At 42.0% G+C, this 24,923-nt stretch carries 21 protein-coding genes; all 21 read left to right on the forward strand.

Annotation, left to right across the window (positions count from 1 at the left end):
* Window positions 1–124 precede the first annotated feature (124 nt).
* The 21 genes from AC1ECB_RS08120 to AC1ECB_RS08220 all read left to right on the forward strand — a co-directional run bounded on the left by AC1ECB_RS08120 (window position 125) and on the right by AC1ECB_RS08220 (window position 24,839).
* Entirely contained in the window at window positions 125–1,738 is a 1,614-nt protein-coding gene (locus AC1ECB_RS08120) for an MBL fold metallo-hydrolase RNA specificity domain-containing protein (protein WP_485668229.1), read from the forward strand.
* A gap of 209 nt (window positions 1,739–1,947) precedes the next feature.
* Window positions 1,948–2,454, forward strand: coding sequence for a GNAT family N-acetyltransferase (locus tag AC1ECB_RS08125; RefSeq protein ID WP_485668230.1), 507 nt, complete (start codon window positions 1,948–1,950; stop codon window positions 2,452–2,454).
* Window positions 2,455–2,716: 262 nt separating this feature from the next.
* Window positions 2,717–3,307, forward strand: coding sequence for a TetR/AcrR family transcriptional regulator (locus AC1ECB_RS08130; RefSeq protein ID WP_485668231.1), 591 nt, complete (start codon window positions 2,717–2,719; stop codon window positions 3,305–3,307).
* A gap of 34 nt (window positions 3,308–3,341) precedes the next feature.
* On the forward strand, window positions 3,342–3,704 hold the full coding sequence (locus tag AC1ECB_RS08135; RefSeq protein WP_485668232.1) for a response regulator: 363 nt from the start codon (window positions 3,342–3,344) through the stop codon (window positions 3,702–3,704).
* A gap of 25 nt (window positions 3,705–3,729) precedes the next feature.
* The gene (locus AC1ECB_RS08140; protein WP_485668233.1) at window positions 3,730–5,805 is read left to right on the forward strand and encodes a chemotaxis protein CheW; all 2,076 of its coding nucleotides are present in this window, start codon (window positions 3,730–3,732) and stop codon (window positions 5,803–5,805) included.
* A 28-nt stretch (window positions 5,806–5,833) separates the two neighbouring features.
* Complete coding sequence (locus AC1ECB_RS08145; RefSeq protein ID WP_485668234.1) at window positions 5,834–7,954, forward strand: HAMP domain-containing methyl-accepting chemotaxis protein; 2,121 nt, start codon at window positions 5,834–5,836, stop codon at window positions 7,952–7,954.
* Window positions 7,955–8,002: 48 nt separating this feature from the next.
* Entirely contained in the window at window positions 8,003–8,500 is a 498-nt protein-coding gene (locus AC1ECB_RS08150) for a chemotaxis protein CheW (RefSeq protein ID WP_485668235.1), read from the forward strand.
* A 32-nt stretch (window positions 8,501–8,532) separates the two neighbouring features.
* Window positions 8,533–10,260 (forward strand): methyl-accepting chemotaxis protein, encoded by a 1,728-nt coding sequence (locus AC1ECB_RS08155; protein WP_485668236.1) that lies wholly within the window; start codon window positions 8,533–8,535, stop codon window positions 10,258–10,260.
* A 77-nt stretch (window positions 10,261–10,337) separates the two neighbouring features.
* Complete coding sequence (locus tag AC1ECB_RS08160; protein WP_485668237.1) at window positions 10,338–12,185, forward strand: methyl-accepting chemotaxis protein; 1,848 nt, start codon at window positions 10,338–10,340, stop codon at window positions 12,183–12,185.
* A 66-nt stretch (window positions 12,186–12,251) separates the two neighbouring features.
* Window positions 12,252–13,061, forward strand: coding sequence for a CheR family methyltransferase (locus tag AC1ECB_RS08165; RefSeq protein WP_485668238.1), 810 nt, complete (start codon window positions 12,252–12,254; stop codon window positions 13,059–13,061).
* Between the two features lie 12 nt (window positions 13,062–13,073).
* On the forward strand, window positions 13,074–14,099 hold the full coding sequence (locus AC1ECB_RS08170) for a protein-glutamate methylesterase/protein-glutamine glutaminase (protein ID WP_485668239.1): 1,026 nt from the start codon (window positions 13,074–13,076) through the stop codon (window positions 14,097–14,099).
* A gap of 62 nt (window positions 14,100–14,161) precedes the next feature.
* A complete protein-coding gene (locus tag AC1ECB_RS08175; protein ID WP_485668240.1) occupies window positions 14,162–17,200 on the forward strand; it encodes a PAS domain-containing hybrid sensor histidine kinase/response regulator in 3,039 nt (1,012 codons plus the stop codon).
* Between the two features lie 12 nt (window positions 17,201–17,212).
* On the forward strand, window positions 17,213–17,623 hold the full coding sequence (locus AC1ECB_RS08180; RefSeq protein WP_485668241.1) for a response regulator: 411 nt from the start codon (window positions 17,213–17,215) through the stop codon (window positions 17,621–17,623).
* A gap of 89 nt (window positions 17,624–17,712) precedes the next feature.
* Window positions 17,713–18,867 carry an HD-GYP domain-containing protein gene (locus AC1ECB_RS08185; protein ID WP_485668242.1) on the forward strand — a complete coding sequence of 385 codons (1,155 nt, stop codon included), beginning with the start codon at window positions 17,713–17,715 and terminating at the stop codon, window positions 18,865–18,867.
* Window positions 18,848–19,909, forward strand: coding sequence for a DMT family transporter (locus tag AC1ECB_RS08190; protein WP_485668243.1), 1,062 nt, complete (start codon window positions 18,848–18,850; stop codon window positions 19,907–19,909). The genes AC1ECB_RS08185 and AC1ECB_RS08190 overlap by 20 nt, the downstream gene beginning before the upstream one ends.
* 77 nt (window positions 19,910–19,986) lie before the next feature.
* Entirely contained in the window at window positions 19,987–20,439 is a 453-nt protein-coding gene (locus AC1ECB_RS08195) for a YbaK/EbsC family protein (RefSeq protein WP_485668244.1), read from the forward strand.
* A gap of 183 nt (window positions 20,440–20,622) precedes the next feature.
* Complete coding sequence (gene typA, locus AC1ECB_RS08200) at window positions 20,623–22,428, forward strand: translational GTPase TypA (RefSeq protein ID WP_485668245.1); 1,806 nt, start codon at window positions 20,623–20,625, stop codon at window positions 22,426–22,428.
* Window positions 22,429–22,616: 188 nt separating this feature from the next.
* Window positions 22,617–23,060 (forward strand): cell division protein SepF, encoded by a 444-nt coding sequence (locus tag AC1ECB_RS08205; protein WP_485668246.1) that lies wholly within the window; start codon window positions 22,617–22,619, stop codon window positions 23,058–23,060.
* A 332-nt stretch (window positions 23,061–23,392) separates the two neighbouring features.
* Window positions 23,393–24,115, forward strand: a complete 723-nt coding sequence (locus AC1ECB_RS08210; RefSeq protein WP_485668247.1) for a DUF421 domain-containing protein — start codon at window positions 23,393–23,395, stop codon at window positions 24,113–24,115.
* Window positions 24,116–24,146: 31 nt separating this feature from the next.
* Entirely contained in the window at window positions 24,147–24,473 is a 327-nt protein-coding gene (locus AC1ECB_RS08215) for a cell division protein SepF (protein WP_485668248.1), read from the forward strand.
* An 81-nt stretch (window positions 24,474–24,554) separates the two neighbouring features.
* Window positions 24,555–24,839, forward strand: coding sequence for a hypothetical protein (locus AC1ECB_RS08220; RefSeq protein ID WP_485668249.1), 285 nt, complete (start codon window positions 24,555–24,557; stop codon window positions 24,837–24,839).
* Window positions 24,840–24,923: the final 84 nt, after the last annotated feature.

The following is a 24,923-nucleotide window of genomic DNA, read 5'->3' on the forward strand; positions in this document are numbered from 1 at the left end:
AATATCAACAAGGAACCGGGAGCAATAATGCCCCGGTTTTTACTATTTTTTGCAGGGGAAAGAGAACAAATGTAGAATTTAGAAAATTAAAGATAGCATAAAAGTTGAAAAAGGAGACAAGCTTATGCATTTATCATTTTTGGGAGCCGCAGGTATGGTAACCGGATCTTCTTATCTTTTGGAAGTCGGGCAAAAAAAGTTTTTAGTTGATTGCGGCATGTTTCAGGGCTCCAAGGCGATTACTGCCCTCAACAGACGGCCATTTCTCTATAATCCTGCAGATATCGAGGCTGTATTTCTAACCCATGCTCATATTGATCATAGCGGTTTGCTGCCTCGCCTGTGCAATTCAGGTTTCAAAGGAACCATCTATGCGACTAAAGCAACTGCCGAATTATCTAGTATTATGCTACCTGACAGTGGGCATATTCAAGAGTTTGAGGCTGAGCTTGCTAACCGGAAGGGACAGCGGGCCGGACGCAAACCGGTCGAGCCGCTGTATACTGTAGATGAGGCTTATAACTGCTTGCAACAATTTTCACCGATGGCTTATGATACAGCGATAAAAATATCAGACGAGGTGACACTTACCTTTCGGGAGGCTGGCCACATATTAGGTTCGTCCATGGTGGAGATTGTGGCAGCAGAAAACGGCGAGACTACGAAAATTTTATTTTCCGGAGATTTGGGTCAGCCTGACCAACCAATTATTCGGAATCCGGCTATCATAGAGCAGGCTGACTATCTTATTCTTGAATCAACCTATGGGGATCGGATTCATGATCCGAGTGACCCGCTAGAAAAATTAGCTCAATATATTAATGAAACGATTGAGCTAGGTGGTAATGTCATAATCCCGTCATTTGCTGTTGGTCGTACGCAAACTCTTCTTTACAATTTGTATACTTTGTTTAAAGGCGGTCTGATTCCCAAAATTCCGGTAATTATTGACAGTCCACTGGCTATTTCAGCTACAGAGATCTTCTTAAAGAACTCACAGGAATATGATTGCGAAGCCTATGATCTGTTGTATAAAGGCCAGGAGCATCCTTTACAATTTCCGCAATTGACTGTTGCCAAGACAGCCGAGGAATCCAAAGCCATTAACAATTTGGACCATCCCGCCATTATTATCTCAGCGAGCGGCATGGCCGATGCAGGACGTATTCTTCATCACCTGAAGCATAATTTGTGGCGACCAGAGAGCACCGTGTTGTTTGTTGGGTACCAGGCGCAAGGCAGCTTAGGGCGGCGATTATTAGAAGGCATTAAAAAGGTTAGAATTATGGGCGAAGAAATTACTGTCAAGGCCAGGATTGCTAACCTTGAGGGCTTTTCCGCGCATGCTGATAAGGAGCAGCTAACAACCTGGTTAAGCAATTTTACGAGCAAACCGGCTACTGTTTTTATTGTTCATGGTGAACAAGAAATGTCGGAGCCATTTGCGGCACTTATTGCTGACAAGTTTAACATACCAACCTATATACCCAAGTATGGTGATTCGGTCACATTGACTGGCCGTAGTTGGCAGATTGAGCCTTCGGCCATTATCGAGTTTGAACCTGCTGTTCAACAGCTTAGAGATGTTCTTGATGAAGTGGAGAAAGAATTCGCCCAATACCGGAGCAAAATGGAAGACCTGGTTCTTATCAATGGCAACAAGCTGCAAGATGTGCTTAAGCGTATTGATAAAATCCGCAAATTCATTAAAAAAACCCTTACTGATTTATGGGCGTGAGATCATTTCAGCATAGCTGAAAATATCGTTAATTTAGGCGGGAGTCTTGATTCACATTCAAGAGGATCGCGGGTTCGAAATTAGCATGTCCCACCAGAAAAAACATAGATCGTACAAGGCTTGTGGAGCTCTGTACGGTCTTTTCGTTCCATTGATCCCATTGTAATTATAAAAATGTGAAAATTACAATTAGTTTAGGAGAAATAGTTATGGTAATTTTTAGACTGGCATCAGAAAAAGATGCACAGACAATTACGGAAATAAGGCAGAAAGCATGGAATACAACATATCGAGGAATCTATCCTGATGAAATCATTGACCAGTATGATTTTGATAGATATTATCCAAAAGATTTGATGCAGATAAAAAATCCTCAATTGAAAGTATATCTTATTGAAGATGGTAAAGAAGCGGTTGGATACTTTATTTATGGAAAAAATCTGCTAGGGACATATAAAGATTTTGAAATATGCTTAAAATCCCTTTACATATTACCGAAATATCAGCGTCAAGGAATCGGAACGCAGGCATTTACTATGCTCAAAACGTATTGCAAAGAAAATCATATCAATAAATTTTATAACGAATGTAATGTTGAAAATCGGAATGCGTTGGCTTTTTATCATAAAATGGGTGGCAAGATTGGCATGAAAGATGATAAGCACGAAAGCCAAGGGGAAAATACCTGCTGGATAGAATATGATGAGGCTAATTAATATAGAAATTTTTTGACGCTTTATGCAATTATTAGAATCATACTAACATAAAAGACTATAAAAACCGTACAAGGCTTTGAAAGCTTTGCACGGTTTTTTAGTGTGTTTAAAATTGAATTTTTAGCAAAACTGGTACTTTGCTGTAAAATTTAACAAAAAAATAACCTAATTTGACAAAATTTGTTTGACAATGGAATGAAATAGTCATAAAATAAATTTAAAAGCGAGTAATCACTCGCTCGATAAGGTGAGGACATAGATAATGAGTAATAATGTAAATAAGTTTCTCCATCGAAAAGAAAATGTTATTTTAACTGCTATTGAAATAATTGATGATCTTGGTATTCAAGGCTTATCAACACGTGAGATTGCGAAAAGACAAGGTATATCAGAAGGAACATTATTTCGACATTTTAAGTCGAAAAGTGATATTATTCTTGACGTGTTAGACTATTTTTCAAAGTATGATTCCGATATATTTCAGTCAGTCAAATTAAAAGGTCTAAAAATGAAGGAGGCAATCGTATTTTTGGTAGATTCCTATGTAACCTATTATGAAAATTACCCGGCCATTACTGCCGTGACACAAATATATGGTGTCCTGTTATCCGAACCAGACTTTGTTGATAAGATTAAAAGCATTCTTTGCAGTCGTAAAAATTTTTTAAAGGATGTGATTGAGGAAGGAAAGAAAGCGGGTGAGATTAATCCTGAAATTGATAGTGGCATAGTAGCAGATATTATTATTGGAACATTCGGAAACATTTGTTTGGAGTGGCGTTTAAACGGACGTAACTTTTCTTTACGAAGTAAAACCCTAATGGCTATAAATATGATACTTGGCGCTTTGTAGTCTAAAGTAAAATGATAAACTGGAGGGTAAAAAAATGAAAACAGTATTGGTTGTTGATGATATGCTTTTTATGCGGATGGCTTTGAAATCAATTTTGGAGAAAAACGGGTTTTCGGTTATTGGTAATGCCGAGAATGGAGTTGAAGCGGTAAAAAAGTACATGGAATGTGCACCCGATCTTGTTACAATGGATATTACCATGCCTGAAATGTCAGGATTGGAGGCGTTGAAAAAGATTAAGGAATATGATCAGGATGCTAAAGTGATCATGGTTTCCGCCATGGGGCAGGAGCGGTTTGTTAAGGAGGCAATTATGAACGGTGCCAACTATTTCATTGTAAAGCCATTTAAAGAAGCCAAAGTACTAGAAACTCTTAATAAAGTTGTGGCTTGGTAAAGAGTCATCAAAGGGGATGATTATTGTGGCAGATGAATCTACAATGGAACCAATGCTGGAGCTATTCTTGTTTGAGACCACTCAACTTGTGGAGCAATTAGAGCAAAGTGTAATTGACAGCGAAAAATGCGACGGCTATGACGCAACTGCGATTAATGAGATTTTCCGTATTATGCATTCCATCAAAGGGGCAGCGGCAATGATGATGTTTGATACTATTGCACAGCTTGCTCATTGTGTTGAAGATGTATTTTATTATTTGCGTGAGGGTAAGCCAGAGAACGTAGATTGCATGATACTATCAGATCTAATCTTGGCAAGTGGCGATTTTATTAAGAATGAGATTGACAAGATTAGGAGTGGCAGTAATGCAGATGGCAACGCCTCCTCGTTAATTGATCAAACACACAGTTTTCTTGATGAGTTAAAAAAAGTGAATCCGAGCGTACAGCCGGTGGATAAGGAAAATACAATACCCAGTCAAAAACAATATTATATCAGTCAGGACAAGAAGGCAGTTTCTCTAAAAAAGCAGCTTTTCATGGTGACAGTTTTTTTTGAAGATGACTGCGATATGGAGAATATTCGGGCATACACTATTATCCCTAGTTTGCGCGATATTGCCGAGGATATTAAATACATACCGGAAAATATTATGGAAGACGATGCGACGGCAGAAATTATTCGCAAAGAAGGATTTAAGATATTCTTTTCATCTGGCCGTACTTATAGTGAAATACATGAATTACTGGAAAAGACAATATTTCTTAAAACCTTAGAATTAGTAGAGATTGACGGTGCGGTAACCGAGAAACAAGAGTCACGGCCAAAGCAGATTATTTTGGATGATTTCCCTGATAAAACCAGCAACCCAATTGCACAACAGCCCACTAATGTGAACAAAAAGGCTGTTTCCAATAGCGGGCCGAGTATGATCAGTGTTAATGTGGCTAAATTGGATACGCTTATGGATTTAGTTGGTGAATTGGTTGTAGCAGAAGCTATGGTGATACAAAATCCTGATTTGCGGGGGTTGTCTCTTACTAATTTTGCTAAAGCGGTACGGCAGCTTGAGAAAATTACCGGGGAGATGCAGGATATTGTGATGTCGATCCGGATGTTGCCGCTTGCTGCTACTTTCCAAAAAATGAATAGAATAATTCGCGATATGTGTAAAAAACTTGGCAAGGAAGTTCAACTGGATTTAGTCGGTGAAGAAACGGAAGTTGACAAAAATATTATCGAACATATATCAGATCCGTTAATGCACATCATTCGCAACGCTGTTGACCATGGGATTGAATCAGGCGAGGAACGGATGGCAGCGGGAAAACCGGCAAACGGCAAAGTTACGTTAGAAGCGAAGCATGATGGCAGCGATGTTGTTATTTTAATAAAGGATGATGGCCGCGGATTGAACCGGGACAAGATACTCAAACGCGCTGGAGATAATGGCTTATTGCATAAGCCCGGGAATGAGATGACTGATAAAGAAATATATTCCTTTATTTTTGCTCCAGGTTTTTCTACCAACGATAAAGTGACTGAATTCTCCGGTCGAGGCGTTGGTATGGATGTAGTTACTAAAAATATTACTAGCATCGGTGGTATGGTAGGAGTTGATAGTATTCCGGGCGCAGGGACAACAATCTCGCTGAGGATACCTCTTACATTGGCAATTGTTGACGCTATGAATATAGGAGTAGGAGATGCCCGGTATACGATTCCAATTACCGCGATAAAAGAATCATTTAAGCCTAGGGAAAAAGATATTATCATTGATCCGGATGGAAACGAAATGATTATGGTGAGAGGGCAATGTTTTCCAATTTTACGTATTAGTCAGGTATTTAAAGTGGATACTCGTACGAATGGTTTTACGGATGGAATTATTATTATGGTTGAAAACGAAGGCAATATAGTATGCCTATTTGCGGATGAACTTATCGGCGAGCAACAAGTGGTTGTAAAGGCACTGCCTCTCTATGTAAAAAATATCAGGCAGGTGGAAGGATTAGCGGGATGCACGCTTTTGGGTGACGGCAGTATTAGTCTGATATTAGATATTGGTGGAATGGTAAAGCGCGAAAAAATTTCATAGGCGAAGAACACAAGAGAGGTGAAAGATAATGGCGTGGTTTCATAATTTGAATATCGCAAAAAAATTACTGTTTAGTTTTGTTCTGGTGTCAATGATAGCTGCGGCAGTAGGCTCTTTGGGAATTCATAACCTTTCTAGCATTATAGCAGAAGACAAGAAACTGTACGATCTTTATACTGTTCCATTAGGCGATTTGTTGGATATAACAGAAAACTATTATATTATGCAAAATGAGTCTAGAAACATAGTTCTAGCAAGCGACCCCGGCACAAGAGGGACAGCCAAGGGTAAGATTAGAGAAGAATTGCAAGAATTAAAAAAGTCAATGCAAAATTATGAGAAAACGGTTCATACTGACGAGGGACGGAATACTTTTGTTGCCTTACGAGCTGGTGTAACGGAATATGAAGCGTATATTGAAAAAATAATTAGTTTAGAGCAGGCCAATCAGTTGGATGTGGCTGCACAACTCTTGCAAACCGACGGAGCGAGAATTGGTAAGATGATTGAGAATACTTTGCAGGAGGCACAAATTATCAAGATTAAACAAGCTGGCGAAAAGGCGGCGAGCAATCAAGCAGCGGCTAGCCAGGCAATTATTGTAGTTGGCCTAATTATAACTGCTGGGGTGTTAATTGCGATAATCTTAGGTGTATTTATAGCGCGCGCCATCAGCCGGCCAATACGAAATTTAGTTGCAGTCGCCGACTTACTTGCCGTAGGGGATGTGAATGTTACTAGTAAGACTGCAATAACAAAGGATGAAATTGGAACGCTTATGCAGGCGTTTGACAGGATGATTACTAATATCAGGGAGCAGGCGCTGGCAGTCGAAAAAATAGCAGCAGGGGACCTGAACGTTGCAGTTAAAATACACTCAGAAAATGACCTGTTAGGTAAGAGTCTGAATAAATGCATCAATAACATCAACCGAATGATCGCCGACGTTAATCTTTTGTCTACAGCAGCTGCGGAAGGAAAACTGACAACCAGAGCTGACGCCGAAAAACATGGGGGTAGTTACCGGCAGATTGTTGAAGGCATTAATCACATTTTAGATATGATAAATGAACCGATTAGAGAGGCCCTGGCGGTATTAAGGGAAATGGCTTCAGGAAACTTGCAGCAACAGGTTGAGGGAAACTATAGTGGTGATCATGCGGCAATTAAAAATGCCATGAACGAAACGTTGGACGCACTAAACAAAGCTTTTGGCGATGTAAAATATGTTGCAGAACAGGTTGCGGCAGGTGCCCAGCAGATTTCAGCATCCGGCGAGGTGCTATCGCAGGGTTCTACCGAACAGGCCAGCTCAATTGAGGAGATTACTGCTACGATGGAGCAAGTGGCAGTCCAGACTAAGCAGAATGCTGTTAATGCTAATCATGCCAATGAATTGGCTAACTCTTCCCAGGAGCAGGCGGTGCAAGGAAACCGGCAAATGCAGGCAATGGTAACAGCGATGCAGGAAATTAACGAGTCGTCTGTCAATATATCCAAAATTATCAAGGTGATTGACGAAATTGCCTTTCAAACAAATATTTTAGCCCTTAACGCGGCGGTAGAGGCGGCCAGGGCCGGTCAGCATGGCAAAGGCTTTGCAGTGGTGGCGGAGGAAGTCCGAAATCTTGCTGCCAGAAGCGCCAATGCCGCGAAGGAAACAACGGTAATGATCGAAGGATCAATTCAAAAAGTGTCTGCCGGAACAAAAATTGCTAATGATACGGCAGTGGCATTAGACGGTATTGTGCAGGAAGTAGCTAAAGCAGCGGTACTGGCCGATGATATTGCCGGGGCATCGAACGAGCAGGCTACAGCCATTGCCCAAGTTAATCAGGCTATTATGCAGGTATCGCAGGTTGTGCAGACTAACTCCGCGACAGCAGAAGAAAGCGCTTCAGCAAGCGAGGAATTAGCCAGTCAGGCTGAGATATTAAGAAACAATGTGTCCAAATTCCAACTGAAACAAACCGGTCAAAAGATGCAAGATACAGAGGGATTAAGTCCGGATGTACTGCGCGCCATCGAAATTATGCTTGAGAAAAAGAATCAAAGTTCTAAGCAAGAAGCGCGTTCGGGGAAGAATGAAGCAGTATTGACAGCAAGAGAAAAAATCGTTCTTGATGATAGTGAATTTGGCAAGTATTAACAGGAAAACGTTTTAAAAATTACTTGAAAACAAGAAAGGAGAAGTGTTATGTCCGAGATTAGCGAAAATGAACTGGAATTAGAGGAAGATACCCAAAAAGGAAAATTTCTGACATTTACTCTAGGCGCGGAAGCTTATGGCATAGAGATTAAGTATGTCACTGAGATTATCGGTATGCAGCCTGTTACTCAGGTACCTGATCTTCCGGAATACGTCAAAGGGATTATTAATCTGAGAGGGAAAATCATTCCGGTTATTGATATGCGATTAAGATTTAAGAAATCCTCTATAGATTACAATGACCGGACTTGTATCGTGGTAGTTGATATCCATGAAATTGCCGTAGGGTTAATTGTTGATACTGTTGCCGAAGTACTGACAATTGCGGAAAAAGATATCGTTCCACCGCCACAATTGCAAAATGGCAGTTACCATCAGCGGTTTACCAAGGCGATTGGAAAAGTTGGTGATGACGTAAAATTAATCCTTGATAGTGAGCGAGTATTAAGCAATGATGAAGTGAATTTCCTGGAAAAAATTAACTAGCTGTATATAGATAACAATAAGGAGGTCTAGGTATGAATTGGTATCTAAATCTTAAAATTGCCAATAAGCTTATTATTGCCTTTCTCTGTGTGGCTGTGGTGACTAGTATTGTTGGTATAGTAGGTATAATTAATCTTTATAACCTGGCTCGGGAAGATACAATATTGTTTGAGTATTATACTGTGCCGCTTGAACAGATGGGGAGTGTGACAGAATCTTATCAAAAAAGCCGTATCAATGTAAGAGATATAATATTGGATAGAAATCCTGTGCAACAGGCAGATAACATGAGCAAGACTACTGCACGTATTGGAGAAATGAAAGAAGAAACAGAGAAGATTGGCAAAACTCTCGTATCTGAGGAAGGACAGAAATTACAAAAAGCTCTTGTTGGTGTGATAAATGATTATGAAGCGTATATCAAGCGGTTATATGCCACGATTCAAGCTGGTCAGTATGAGCAGGCAAATCAGATGATGGCTACCGAGGGGATTCATTATGCAGATATCTTTGAGGATACATTGAATACTATGAATGCTCTCAAAGTTGAACTTGCTAAACAAAAAGCTGCTAATAACAAACAGGAAGCGAACACTGCTATCCTGGTTATGGTTGCTTTTGTTGTAACAGGAGTTGTTCTGGCTATGGTGCTTGGCCTTTATATCGCCCGGGTGATTTCCCGGCCGGTTAAGGAAGTTGTTAAGGTGGCAGGAAAAATTGCCGGTGGTGATTTAAATGTTGAAGTCAAGGTTACGACCAGGGATGAGATAGGCGAATTAGCGCAGGCTTTCAACGTGATGGCCGGTAACGTCAATCAGGCAATGAGAAGTATCAGCGAAGCTGCAGGGCAAGTGGCTGCGGGTACTCAGCAGATTGCGGCATCCAGCGAGATTCTATCGCAGGGTTCTACTGAGCAGGCCAGCTCAATAGAGGAGATTACGGCCTCTATTGAGCAAGTGGCAGTTCAGACTAGACAGAATGCGGCCAGCGCCAACCACGCTAATGAGTTGGCCAATTCTTCCAAGGGACAGGCGATGCAGGGAAATCAGCAAATGCAGGCAATGGTAACCGCGATGCGGGAAATTAATGAGTCGTCTGTCAACATATCAAAAATCATCAAAGTGATTGATGAAATTGCATTTCAAACCAATATTTTGGCCCTTAATGCGGCGGTAGAGGCGGCCAGGGCCGGTCAACATGGTAAAGGCTTTGCGGTAGTGGCGGAGGAAGTCAGAAATCTTGCTGCCAGAAGCGCCAATGCCGCGAAGGAAACAACGGTAATGATCGAAGAGTCAATTCAAAAAGTGGCTGCTGGCACTAAAATTGCCAATGATACGGCAACGGCGCTGGATGGCATTGTACAGGAAGTAGCAAAGGCAGCGGCACTGGTTGATGATATTGCCGGGGCATCAAATGAGCAGGCTACAGCCATTGCTCAAGTTAATCAGGCTATTATGCAGGTATCGCAGGTTGTGCAGACTAATTCGTCAACAGCGGAAGAAAGCGCTTCAGCAAGCGAGGAATTAGCCAGTCAGGCTGAAATATTAAAAATTAATGTTTCCAAATTCCAATTAAAAGAAACTGACTGTGGTGTTCAAGGGACACAGGGCCTTAGTCCGGATGTATTGCGTGCCATTGAAGCTATGATCGAGCAAAACAAGCCGGGTCAAAAGCGTGAAGATAGAGCGGGTAAACCGGAAATGGTACTGACGTCGAAAGGGAAAATTCTTCTTGATGACAGCGAATTCGGCAAATATTAGTCAGTAAACAGTCATAATAGCAAGTATGCAGTACTTTAGAAAACCAGATTAAATTATGAGGTTAAGGAGGCGTACGGATGGCTTGGTTTTATGACTTAACTATTAGGAAGAAGTTACTATTTGGTTTTATGTTTATCAGTTTGCTCGCTGGAGTTGTGGGTATTTTCGGCATATATAATCTCCGGCACATTACTGCTGCCGACAAGATGCTTTACGAAAAATTCACAGTGCCAGTCGGCGAATTAGTAGAAATGACGGAGAATTATTGGCAGATTCGGGTTGAGGTTAGAAATATGTTACTGGAAAAAGACCCGAGTAAGCGCGGCTTGTATGCAGTTAGAATCCGGGAAGCGATTCAAAAAGTCAAGACGGCGCTGCAAGACTTTGAGCAAACTACTTATACTGATGAAGGGCGCAGAATTGTTGCAGCCTTTAAAAATTCCATCGGTGAGTACGAACCATATAGTGAAAAATTAATTAAAATGGCGCAGGCGAATCAGATGGAAGCAGCAACACAACTCATGGAAGGTGAAGGAGTAAGGATCAATAAGGCGATGGATGACGGTATTAGTGACCTGAAGGGTCTTAAGATTGCCATCGCTAAGCAAAAAGCCGAAGAAAATCAAGATATTGCCGGCACTGCGACAATGACTGTTGCGGTAATTATTGCGGTGGCTGTAACAATTGCAATGTTCCTAGGCGTAATCATTTCACGGATTATTAGTACGCCGATAAGTAAATTGGTGGAAGCTGCGGACAAGCTTGCTGCTGGTGATGTGCAAGTAAATGTTACTGCTACGACGAAGGATGAGATTGGAGCGCTAATGCGGGCGTTTGGCAGGATGGTTGAGAGTATTCATGAACAGGCAATTGTTGCCGAAAAGATCGCGGCAGGCGACCTGACGGTTCAAGTAAAGTTGAGATCTGAGAATGACTTGCTAGGCAGGAAGCTTAGCGAGATGGTAGAAAACAATAATTTAATTTTAAACAGTATCAACGAGGCAGCAGAGCAGGTTGCGGCTGGTGCCCAGCAAGTCTCTGCATCTGGGGAGGTTTTATCACAGGGTTCTACAGAACAGGCCAGTTCAATTGAAGAGATTACCGCCACCGTGGAGCAAGTGGCTGTTCAGACTAAGCAGAATGCGGTCAACGCGAATAATGCCAGTTCTTTGGCGACTGCTGCCAAGGAACAGGCTATGAACGGAAATCAGCAAATGAAGGATATGGTGCAAGCGATGCGGGAGATTAATGAATCGTCAGCAAATATATCCAAAATTATCAAAGTGATTGACGAAATTGCCTTTCAAACAAATATTTTAGCCCTTAATGCGGCAGTAGAAGCGGCAAGGGCCGGTCAGCACGGCAAAGGCTTCGCAGTAGTGGCGGAGGAAGTCAGAAATCTTGCTGCCAGAAGCGCTAATGCCGCGAAAGAAACAACAGTAATGATCGAAGGATCAATTCAAAAAGTGGATGCCGGAACAAAGTTTGCTAATGACACGGCAGTGGCGCTAGAAGGTATTGTGCAGGAAGTAGCTAATGCAGCGGCACTGGTCGATGATATTGCCGGGGCATCAAATGAGCAGGCTACAGCCATTGCCCAAGTTAATCAGGCTATTATGCAGGTATCGCAGGTCGTGCAGACCAACTCTGCGACAGCAGAAGAAAGCGCTTCGGCAAGCGAGGAATTAGCCAGTCAGGCCGAGATACTAAAAAACAGTGTAGCAAAATTTAAATTGAAGCAAACTGGACGAAAGATTCAGGATGCAGAAAATTTAAGTCCTGATGTATTGCGTGCCATCGAATTAATGATTGAGCAAAAAAAGAAGGGGTATAAGCAGGCTGGGCACATAGGTAATAACGAAGCGGCATTAATGCCGAAAGGAAAAATCGTTCTTGACGATGATAGTGAATTCGGCAAATACTAAGCGGAAGTCAAATTTGCAGGTCATAAGGGCGCTGACTACTTTTGTATTTGTTAAAGGACGGAAGACATGAAAGCAATAACCGACAGAGAGTTTATCGAACTAGTTCAGTTCATCAAGCGAAATTTTGGTATTAACCTTACGCAGAAAAGAGGCTTGGTGTTGGGGCGGTTGCACAACTATATTGAGCACAATGGCTTTGATAGTTTTTCTGAGTATTTTCATTATATAGTAAATGATCGCACAGGTAAGGCCGGATCAATATTGCTAAATAAATTGACAACAAATCATACTTATTTTCTGCGGGAACCCCAGCATTTTAATTTTTTGGAACAAGTGGTGCTGCCTGCTTTTGCCAAGGGCGCGAGTAAAGATTTACGCATATGGAGTGCCGGCTGCTCAACAGGTGAAGAACCATATACTGTGGCAATGTTTATCGATTCTTTCTTCGGGGTGGCAAAGTGCCAGTGGGACGCTAAAATATTGGCAACCGACATTTCCACGGCTGCTCTGGAACGAGGGCAGCGTGGGATTTATCCTAATAGTCAATTAAATGAATTGCCTGATCGTTGGCGAACAAAATATTTTGCTAAAATTGATGATGAATATAGTGTTATTAATGAGAAGATACGAGAAGAAGTCATATTCAGACGTTTCAATCTAATGAACGCAACATTTCCTTTTAAAAAGAAGTTTCATCTTATTCTTTGCCGAAATGTAATGATCTATTTTGACGCCGACACGAAACAAAATTTGGTCAACCGGTTTTATGACCATATGGAACCGGGGGGATATCTATTTATCGGCCATTCTGAAGCCATAAGTCGCCATGAAAGTAAATATGTTTTTGTAGCGCCTGCAATCTATAGAAAGGAATAAATGATGATTACCATGAAAAGAAAGATTAGGGTTTTAGTGGTCGATGATTCAAGCGTATTCAGGGAATTTTTACTCCGGGGGATTGGTAAAGATTTCATGCTCGAAGTTGTGGCGACAGCTTCCGACCCCTATATGGCCAGAGACAAGATTTTAGAATTTGAGCCAGACGTTATGACGTTAGATGTTGAGATGCCACGCATGAACGGGATTGAATTTTTAAAAAAGCTTATACCGCAATATCCGTTACCGGTTGTTGTAGTAAGCGCAGCGAGCGAGAATATATTTGACGCCTTGAACGCCGGTGCTGTTGATTTCGTTACTAAGCCGGACGCTAAGTCACCAGTAAATTGGGAAATGTTTTTTCGTGAGTTGATTGTTAAGCTAAAGATTGCAGCAACTGCAAAGGTCGGCCGGCTAAAGCATGAATATGTCAATGGTCAACCTATAACTGGAACTGTTCCGATAAAAAGAGACCGAATCATAGCCATAGGGGCATCAACAGGCGGTACGGAAGCAGTGTATGAGGTTGTTCGCTCATTTTCCCGGGATATACCAGGTGTAGTTATTGTTCTGCATATGCCGCCTGTATTCACTGGTATGTATGCGCGACGATTGAACAATTCATGTTTAGTGGAAGTAAAAGAGGCAGAAACTGGCGATACTGTTATACCCGGAAGGGTGTTAATCGCACAGGGAGATCATCATATGCGCTTAAATCGCAACGGAAAAATATATGCCGTTGAGTGTTTTAAAGGCGACAGGGTAAATGGACACTGTCCTTCAGTAGATGTTTTATTTGATTCGATGGCCGAGAAGGCCGGGGCTGCAGGAATTGGTGTTATTTTGACCGGGATGGGTTGTGATGGCGCGAAAGGTTTGCTTAAAATGAAGCAGGCCGGTGCAAATACCATTGGGCAGGATGCGCAATCCAGTGTGGTCTATGGGATGCCTAAAGTTGCTTATGATATCGGAGCTGTAAGTAAGCAAGTTCCCTTAGAAAGGATATCCCGGCAAATTTATTCCATTTTGACACAATAGGCACTGCAGTTAACTGTTGTCCCTATTACTATTATAAAAATTAGATTGCGGGTGATAGGCTGATGAATATGCACTTCATGGCCGGAATACTAGCTTCCATTGGAGATGGAGTTATTGCTGTTGATACGGCAGAGAAGATTATTTTTATGAATGAAGCAGCTGAACAAATTACTGAGTGGAGTAGGACAAAGGCTATGGGTCAGCCATTTGGTACTGTGTTCAGTCTCTATAGTGCCAATACCAGAGAACCGTTGCTCAGCCCTATTACCCAGGTTCTGCAAACGCATACCGCCACGGGTTTGCAGAATGAATCGGTAATTATCATGAAGGATGGAGCGGCAAAGTATCTATCTGCAAGCTGCACGCCGATTAAACAAACCGACGAGAAAATTGATGGTGTAGTGGTGGTATTTCGTGATATTACGCGCTATAAAATGTTGGAAAAGAAGATCGAGAGTGAAGAAAATAATTTTAAAATGATATTTAATTCCGCTCCGGTAGGCATGTATACTGTCGATGAAACTGAAAAGATTATCCAGGTCAATGATGCGGCACTAAAGATGCTTGGCGGAGACCGGATAAAGGTAGTGGGAAAGAGTTTCGGCAATGCAGTTGGGTGTCAGGGTAGTCTTGAGAATGAGAAGGGCTGTGGGTACGGAACTTCTTGTCAATATTGCGAATTCCGGCGGGCCACTTCGCTTGCTTTCGAAGGTTTGCCTGCGTCTGGCATTGAATGCTACAAAACCATTGTTAATGAAGGGAAAAAAGTGGTATTTTGGTTTAGAGCCAGTGCCGCACCAATTATCGTAGATGGTAAAATTCGTGTTGTGGTAGCTTTAGTTGATATAACTGATCAGAAACAGAAAGAAATATCTATTATCAAAACAAGAGATTTTTATTTGCGGATTTTTGAGAGTTTTCCAACAATTATTTGGCGAAATAACATAAATAGCGAGACTGAATCTATAAATGAAAACTGGTACATATTAACAGGCCAGGCCACTGAACAGGCATTAGGGCATGGTTGGCTGGAGCGGCTCCATCCTGATGACAAAAAAAAATACATCGATTCCGACCTGGGGCTGCGGGACAAAGAGGTTTTGGAGGAAAGTGAAATCCGGGTACTTGATCGTAATGGGCAGTACCGCTGGCTTTATCGAGTTTGCAAGCTGTACTATAATATGCATGGGATACCTGAAGGGTATATTGGTATGGGGATCGATATCACTGACAGAAAAATTGCCGAAGAAGGTTTGAACAGGTATAAAGTACTTTCTGAACAGGCGCAGGATATAATCACCTTTATTGATATCGACGGGCGGATTATTGAGGCCAACGAAGCCGCTGTTAAAGCCTATGGCTATTCACGCGAGGAACTGCTAAATTTAACTATTTTCGATCTGTGTGAAAAAGATAAGGAAGCATTCATGAAGTGCCAGATGGCCATAGCTGACAGGAAGGGTATATTTTTTGAAGCAGTGCATAAAAGAAACAATGGTGAATTTTTCCCGGTGGAAATAAATTCTCAAGGTACGATGATTGGTGAAAGAAAAGTACTGCTAAATATTATCAGGGATATATCTGAACGAAAGCTTGTGGAAGAAGAACTCAAAGGGGCTAAGGACAAAGCTGAAGCGGCAAATAAAACCAAAAGTGAGTTTCTTGCCAACATGAGTCATGAAATCCGAACCCCGATTAATGGCATTATGGGAATGATTGATTTAACGTTAATGACCGAATTAGTCGGCGAGCAAAAAGATAACTTAACGGTCGCAAAATCTTGTGCACGTCAGTTGCTGGAAATTGTTAACGATATTCTGGATTTTTCCAAGATGGAAGCCGGAAAACTGTCGCTTGATCTTGCCAGCTTTAAATTCCGGGATTTGATCGCTGAAATAGTGAAAGCTTATTCGTATCGTGCCGGAAGCAAAGGGCTGGAATTAAATTATACCCTATCAGCTGATGTTCCGGATATTGTGAGTGGCGATCAGAACCGTTTACGGCAGATATTGAATAACTTACTTGACAATGCCATAAAATTTACCGAAAATGGTGAAGTTAGCTTATCAATTAAAAGAAGCGGAGGAAATGCTGAAACGTTTGAGCTGACCTTCGCTGTGCGCGATACCGGCATCGGAATTGCTTCTGGCGAAATGAATAAGCTGTTTAAAACATTTAGTCAAGTAGATAGCTCCATTACTAGAAAATATGGCGGCACAGGATTGGGGCTGGTTATTTCTAAGCAGCTTGTAGAGCTGATGGGCGGAAAGATGTGGGTTGAGAGTGTCAAAGATACGGGGAGCGTTTTTTACTTTACTATCAGTTTAAAAGCCGGCGCATTTGATGACCGGTCGAAGTTATCGCAGAAATTTGTCAAGCCATTGATACCGTTGAATCTTTTGTTAGTTGAAGACGATGCAATTAATCGTGTTGTGACTGAAAGAATGGTTCGCAAGCTGGGCTACCAAATTGATACGGCAGAAAACGGTGTCAAAGCATTACTGCTTTGGCGGCAAAAACACTATGATATCATTTTGATGGATATTCAAATGCCTGAAATGGACGGGATAGAGACCACAAAGCACATCAGGAAAGAAGAAGTTCATACCGGCAAACATATCCCGATTATTGCGCTTACGGCACACGTGCTTTTAGGAGACAGGGAAAGATTTTTGGCAGCAGGAATGGATGAATATATCGCTAAACCGGTGCAGTTTGAGGAACTGATTAAAAAAATTGAATTGTTTTCACCACAAAATAAGTGCATGAATCCTGCCGGTATTATTCGCAGTTTGCAAATTAGTGAAAATGGGGACGTTGTTTTGGCTTGCGAAGCAGATGCGGTAAATGCGGAGTCTTCGGTATTGCTGGAAATAGTAAAATTGCTTGAACAGTGCAGTGGTGACGAAAAAGATTTACGGCTGATGGAGGAGTCTGCCCACAAGATTAAAATAGTAGCGGCCCAAATTGGTTCAGATGATTTAAAGAGTATGGCTTTTAAAGCTGAATTGGCCGCTAGGCGCGGAAATTTGCGAGAAACGCTTGTGCATTTAGAAAATATTCGGCAGATATGCGAATTTTGCAAAAGAAAAAAGTTTTAGGGGGGAATAGGGATGAGGATATTAATAGCAGAAGACGATATGGTTAGTAGAAAGTTCCTTTCGAAGTTTCTTTCTCAGTATGGAGAATGTGACTTGACGGTAGATGGGTTAGAGGCTTTGGATGCATTTTTATTGTCTCTGAAAGATAACAATCCTTACGATTTGATCTGTTTGGATATTATGATGCCTAAAGTTGATGGCGTTAAAGTGTTAAAAACTATTCGGCAGTTGGAACGGCAGAATGGGGTTTTGCCTGAAGAGCACGCCAAGGTAATCATGGTAACTGCATTGGGAGAAACGAACTATGTTCAGCAGTCTTTTGAACTTGGTTGTGATGCCTATGCCGCAAAGCCTATAGATATTGACCAACTGGTGAAAGTAATGGAAAAGCTGGGGCTAGTTCAGCAAAATATAGTAGAGTAAGTATTATGTTGAAGGTTGTCTCAGGTTAATGTGTTATTCATGTGGAAGGTGCAAACCTGGACAACGCAACTGTAGTTGGGAGGATAGTTATGCTCCGTTTAGCAACTTCGCAACTTCAACCGGGGATGATTATTGCCCGGAATATTTTTAGTGCCAACGGAAAACTTTTGCTGTCAGAAAATGCAATTTTAGATGAACATTTGATTGCAAAATTGGGGACGCTGGGTATAGATTCCGTATTTGTTCGTCATCCACACTTGGAAATTACACCCCAGGAGATTGTTAACGAAGAAACTCGAGTGGAGATCATCAAAATGGCAAGTCAAGCTTTCGGAAATATCCGTGAAAATCGGACATTCAATCTAACTGGAATATTCGAGGCTATGAAGAAGCTTATCGAAGATGCAATTGGTAACCGCCATGTGCTGATACAAATGACAGACATTCGTGCCCGTGCTGATTATACATTTGGTCATTCGATTAATGTCTGCTTACTATCGATTATGATCGGAATCAAAATGAATTTGAATCACCAGCAGTTACTTGAACTCGCGATGGGGGCCATTTTGCACGATTTAGGAATGCTGCTGGTTCCCACCGAAATTCTTCAAAAGACGGACTCACTTTCGCCTACTGACTGGAAGCTAATGCAAACCCATACTGAAAAAGGGTTTGAAATTATTCGCAGAGTTGGTCCAATTCCTTTAGTATCCGCTCATGTGGCTTTCCAACACCATGAAAATTTTGATGGCACTGGTTATTGTCGAGGTTTATTAGGGGAAAATATTCATATTTATGCGAGAATAGTTGCTGTTGCAGACCTATATGATGCGATTACCTCGGATAGGCCTTATAGAAAATCCTTTTTGCCCCATGAGGCCTATGATATTATGCTAGCCTCAAGAGGGACTAAGCTAGACCCTAAGATTGTTGATCTATTTCTGGAAAATGTGGTGATATACCCAGTTGGTACCACTGTATTACTGGACACCGGTGAAATTGGTGTGGTCGTTGAGATTCACCCGCAGTTACAAGTACGGCCAGTGGTGCGGATTATCATCGATCAATTCGGCAACCCGTGGCCGGGGCCGGAGAAACTGGTGGACTTCACTAAAGATTTAATTCGATTTATTGTTAAAGTTTTGAATCCGGAAGAGATTTTTTCATTAAGGGCAAAAGCTTGTAAAAATAAAAGTTCACTCAAAGGAGAAGGTGTACCTATAGATGGAAAATGCTATGACTAAGAAAAAGTGGTTATGCCAACCAGGTATTTTAGCAGCGCTTACCGCTGCTTTGTTATTTGGCGCAGGAACGCCATTTGCGAAGCTATTGCTAAATGCTATTAACCCATGGCTAATGGCGGGGCTGCTTTACATTGGCTCCGGTATTGGCCTAACTCTATATCGCTGTATGACCAAAGCTCCTGCCGTCAAACTGCCACGCCATGAGGCGTTCTGGTTTGCTGGTGCGATTGTGGCTGGTGGTATCGTTGCCCCGGTCTTACTGATGTTTGGCTTAACCAAAACGCCTGCATGCGGGGCATCTCTATTGCTTAATGCCGAAAGCGTATTTACGGCCTTACTGGCCTGGTTCGCTTTCAAGGAAAATTTCGACCGGCGCATTGCACTGGGCATGTTTGCCATCGTAGCCGGTGCAGTGGTCCTGAGCTGGCAGGGGGATGCCAGCTTTGCCGGTCTGTGGCCATCTTTAGCGCTGCTGGGCGCGTGCTTCGCCTGGGGCATTGACAACAATTTGACGCGCAAGGTGTCACTGTCGGATACAACGTGGATTGCTTCAATCAAAGGTCTGGTTGCCGGTTCGGTTAATCTGGCTTTAGCCTTCCTGCTCGGCGCATCCTTGCCGCCGCTCCATAATCTGGTTTTGGCGATGGTGGTGGGGTTTCTTTCCTATGGTGTGAGCTTGGCCTTGTTCGTAGTTGGTCTACGCCTCCTTGGCACTGCCCGTACCGGGGCTTACTTCTCTATTGCTCCGTTCATTGGGGCTGTAATAGCACTGGCCTTTGGTGAGCCATTGACGCTGCCACTGGTGATTGCGGGGGCGCTGATGGCACTGGGCGTCTGGCTTCACCTAACAGAGCACCACAAACACGAACACATGCACGCAGAGTTAGAACACGAACACGAACATATACATGACGAACATCATCAGCATACACATGATAGCCCTGCTGCAGATGGAACAAAACACAGTCACCAACACCGGCACTCGGCACTGGTTCATAGGCATGAGCACTTCCCCGATGCTCACCATCAGCATAAGCATTGAAAAAAGATGCATAAACAGGCAAGTTAAGATAATATTTTAGATAGTAGTGAAGTATTATAGGGAGTTTTTTTACATAAATGAAAAATGTAAATACAAAAGATATTTTGGAAAAAAGTAGTTTTTTATTTGAATTAATATATAATGATATGCCTATTCGTACAGCACAGGAAGGTGCAGATTATTTTAATGTTGATATTGCTCAAATAGCGCCAACGTTGATACTATATACAGGTATAGGTTTTCATGTGTTAGTTATTTCAGGGGAAAGAGGTCATGTTATTTTCAAAGAAATAAAACACTTGTTACATTGCAAAAATGTCAGACTAGCGACAAAAGATGAAGTTAAATCAGTAACAGGATTTTCCGTTGGAAATGTACCAATGTTTGGAATTCCATTGCCTTACATTGTGGATAAGAGACTTCTCAGGTTTTCGTTTGTTTATGGTGGTTTAGGAGAAGAAAATACAACGTTAAAGGTTGATCCCCGTGCTTTGTTTACTTTAAATAAAGTTGTTGGGTCATTAGAATAGTAAAGGACTTTGCCCCATTGCCAGGAGCAATGGATGTTGGAGGTATATTTGTTTTTTTCAATTAAAATAAATTTAATTTGACATATGACAAGTGGTATAATATAGTGGAGTGTGCATGACACTACAAAAGGGTGCAAAATATAAGCATCCTTTTGCTCATTATAGGGGAGGCTATCATTTTATATGGAACGCAATGACTTACGTAATATCGCTATTATTGCCCACGTTGACCATGGTAAGACAACTTTAGTTGACGCTATGCTCAAACAAAGCGGTGTTTTCCGCGCGAATGAACATATTATTGAACGCGTTATGGACTCAAATGATCTTGAACGCGAACGTGGCATTACCATCTTATCTAAAAATACGGCGGTAATGTATCATAATATCAAAATTAACATTGTCGATACTCCGGGCCACGCTGATTTTGGCGGTGAGGTTGAGCGGGTGCTTAATATGGTTGACGGTGTATTGCTCCTGGTAGATGCTTTTGAGGGACCGATGCCTCAGACCAAGTATGTATTGCGCAAAGCCTTAGAGCAAAAGATTAAGCCAATTGTTGTTATCAACAAAATTGACCGTCCTGATCAGCGGGTAGAAGATGTTCTTGACGAGGTATTAGAACTATTTATTGAGCTGGATGCTAATGATGAACAGCTTGACTTTCCGGTAGTATATGCAACTGCCCGCGCGGGTATTGCCAAAATGGCCATGGATGATAACAGCGACAATTTGCAACCGTTGTTTGAGTGTATTGAGAAAACCATCCCTGCGCCGCGGGGCGAGATTGACGGACCGCTGCAGGTTATGATTACTACGCTGGATTATGACGACTATGTCGGCCGGATTGCTATTGGCCGGGTTGTACGGGGACGAATTAAAAACGGCCAAAATGTAGTATTGGTGAACGGTGAGACGGAGACCAAAGGCAAAATCGGCAAATTATATATATACGAGGGGCTGAAGCGTACTGAGGTCCAAGAGGCTGCTTTAGGTGACATTGTTGCTATGATTGGTCTTGAAACAATCAATATTGGTGATACGGTAGCTGATACCGAGAATCCGGAAGCACTGCCTGCAATTCGAATTGACGAACCGACACTTGCTATGACTTTTTCAGTAAATACGAGCCCATTTGCCGGACGGGAGGGCCAGTATGTTACGTCACGCCACATTCGTGACCGTCTGTTTAGGGAAGCCGAAACCAATGTTAGCTTGCGGGTAACAGAAACTGACAGCCCGGATTCTTTTGTGGTGGCAGGCCGGGGGGAACTGCATTTGTCGATTCTTATTGAAACAATGCGCCGCGAAGGTTATGAGCTGCAGATCGGCAAGCCGCAGGTAATCTATAAGGAGATTAACGGCAAGCGCTGCGAACCGATGGAGTTTTTGACAATTGATGTACCACAGGAATTTATGGGACCGGTTATGGAAGGCTTAGGTACCCGCCGGGCTGAGCTTGTCAATATGATCGAACTGGCTGGTTACTTACGGATGGAATTCATTGTTCCGGCTCGTGGACTAATTGGTTTTAGATCAGGGTTTCTGACCAATACCAAGGGCAATGGCATTATGCATCATGTTTTCCATGGTTATGTACCATATAAAGGCGATATTCCCGGTCGTACCCGGGGCGCATTAGTAGCGTTTGAGCAAGGCGAAACCACTGGTTATGGCATTAATAGTATCCAAGACAGAGGCATTATGTTTGTTGTCCCCGTACAACCTGTATATGAAGGTATGATTATCGGGGAAAATGCCCGGGATATGGATATGGATGTTAACCCCTGTAAGAAAAAGCATGTAACCAATATGCGGGCTAGTGGTACTGATGACGGTATTCGTCTGACACCGCCGCGAATTTTAAGTCTGGAACAGGCACTTGAATATATTAATGATGATGAGGCTGTAGAAGTCACACCACAAAGCATTCGTTTGCGTAAGCTTATTTTAGACCGGCACATCCGTGGCCGCGAACGCAAACAATAAACGTAGTGAGATTTGTAAATAGAGAAGGTCAATTATAGTGCTAAAGTCCTAAATTACTAGGAAATTCCTCCTCAATTTGTTAGTAATGTGAAAATTCATTGTTGTAATGCAGGAATTGCCATAAAAGGTGTCGAAGCTACTCTACTAACAAGGTTAAAAATTGGAATTTTTTGAGGAGGCGTTTACCAGTGGCGCTTGGATTAATGGATAAATTAGCAAATTTTTTAATACCGATGGAAGAAGATATGGTAGCGCCAGAAAAAGCGGATACGCCTGTTGCTAAAGAATTGCCTGTACAGGAACTTGAGCGACGTCCCAAGTTAAAAGTACACAGTCAGCATTCAGGTCATTTAAAATTATTTGTCGATTTGCCAGTCTCTTTCGATGATGTACAGAATTATGCTGATTATCTCAAAGACAATGTTGCTATTATTGTTAATTATCAGCAGGTAGATGATGCTACTCAGCAACGGATGTGCGACTTTTTAAATGGCGTATGTTATGTTTTGGGCGGCCACGTCCAGCGAATTTCGGAAAGAGTATTACTTTACACTTATGCAAGTATTGAAGTGGATAAAAAGATATTTGCTTATTCAGTGCCTACTTATGTACGGGTAAAGAATGAAATGTAAGTTATAACTGAGCGTATAAAAATTCAGAGGCTATACCGCAAAGTACACAAAACCGCCTACTGGGACGATGTCCTGGTGGGCGGTTTTTGTGTTCGGTCTATTATCGAATGAGATAGTTTCGTAGGGTTTTTTCATGCCGGATAGCTATTCATTCCTATCTTTGTTATAAGGATTCGCGGTGCCGCAATCCAAATCGTCCTCAGTCAGGTTAATCTTATCTATTGCATGTTTTTTAATGTTTTGGAAATAATATCCTGTAGATGGAGGACAGGCATGGATTCGAGCCTGGGTGGCTTGAATATAATAGTACTGTTGACGAATGGAGAAGACACATGGAGACTTTATTTGATATGGCAAAGGTTCTTGGGCGGATCGTTACGATTTTGCCGCTGATGCTTTTTATGGCACTTTTTATGGGGCGAAGATCAATCGGTGAACTGCCGGTTTTTGATTTTTTGGTTGTTTTAAGCCTGGGAGCGGTAGTTGGCGCTGATATTGCAGACCCCAAAATAGAACATATTCATACCGCGTTTGCCATTGTCGCCATTGCACTGCTGCAAAGAGTAGTGTCGGAAATATCAATACGGAGCGTAAAATTTAGAAAATGGATTACTTTCGAGCCCGTCATCGTTGTAAAAGATGGAAAACTAAATGCCAAAAACCTTAAACAAATCAAATATACGGTGGACAACATATTGGAACTCCTACGGGAATACGGTGTGTTCAACCTGGAAGAAGTACAGCTTGCCGTAGTGGAAGCCAACGGAAAATTATCGGTGTATAAAAAACCCGAGAAAGCACCGGTTACCCCACAGGACTTAAACATTTCCAAGCCAAAAGGAAATATTGCCTATCCGATTATTATCGAAGGCCGGATAATCAAAAAGACATTGGCCAGTCTTAATTTGGAGGAAGCCTGGCTGCTTGAGCAATTAAATTGTCAGGGAAAGAAACTCGACGAAGTATTCTTTGCTATGGTTGTTGAAAATCGACATCTCCACATATCAACCCGAAATGAACCGGTCATGGATACAGAAATTCCGCTTAGCTTTTGAGCGCAAAGGGAGAAACAAGGGGACAGGGTATTTGTTTTTCTTTCAGAGAATTTGGCAAAAACGCAATCCCTGTCCCCGCGTTTTCTTTGTCGATTTACCAATCTCTTTCGACGATGTGCAAAGTTATGCTGATTATCTCAAAGACAATGTTGCTATTATTGTAAATTATCAGCAGGTAGATGATGCGACTCAGCAACGGATGTGCGACTTTTTAAATGGCGTATGTTATGTTTTGGGCGGTCACGTCCAGCGGATTTCGGAAAGAGTATTACTTTACACGTATGCAAGTATTGAAGTGGATAAAAAGATATTTGCTTACTCAGTGCCTACTTATGTGCGGGTAAAGAATGAAATGTAAGTAGGCGATTCTGGTGTCAGTTAATAAACTCAATTTCAGTGTCATATACTTCAGTAAGCCTTTAAGAAGGGATGGGGTTTGATGATAGGATTTAAGAATCGAACCAGCAAGTTTGGTTCACTGGTCAGTTTACTTGCGCTTAGTGCAATGCTAGTGCTTTTTGCTGCCAATTTTCCGGTATTTATGAAATCTGTTTCCGGACAGGTTTTTGCTGGTATGTGGGCCAGTTTTTCAGTTCTTATGATTGTGACTCATGTTATTCGCTTAACGACTGAGCGCCAGCGGGCGGCAGTAATACTGTTAGCAGGGAAAAAAGATGCCCGCACCCGGAAAAATATTCGCAGGGTGCAGGCTATGCGCGGCTAACAGCAGAAGTTGCCAACAAATTTTTTATAAGATAAAGTATAAGTTTTTTGAACCGCAGAGACGCAGAGTACGCAGAGGGAATGT

The organism is Sporomusa sp. 246TCP1 (assembly GCF_057319775.1).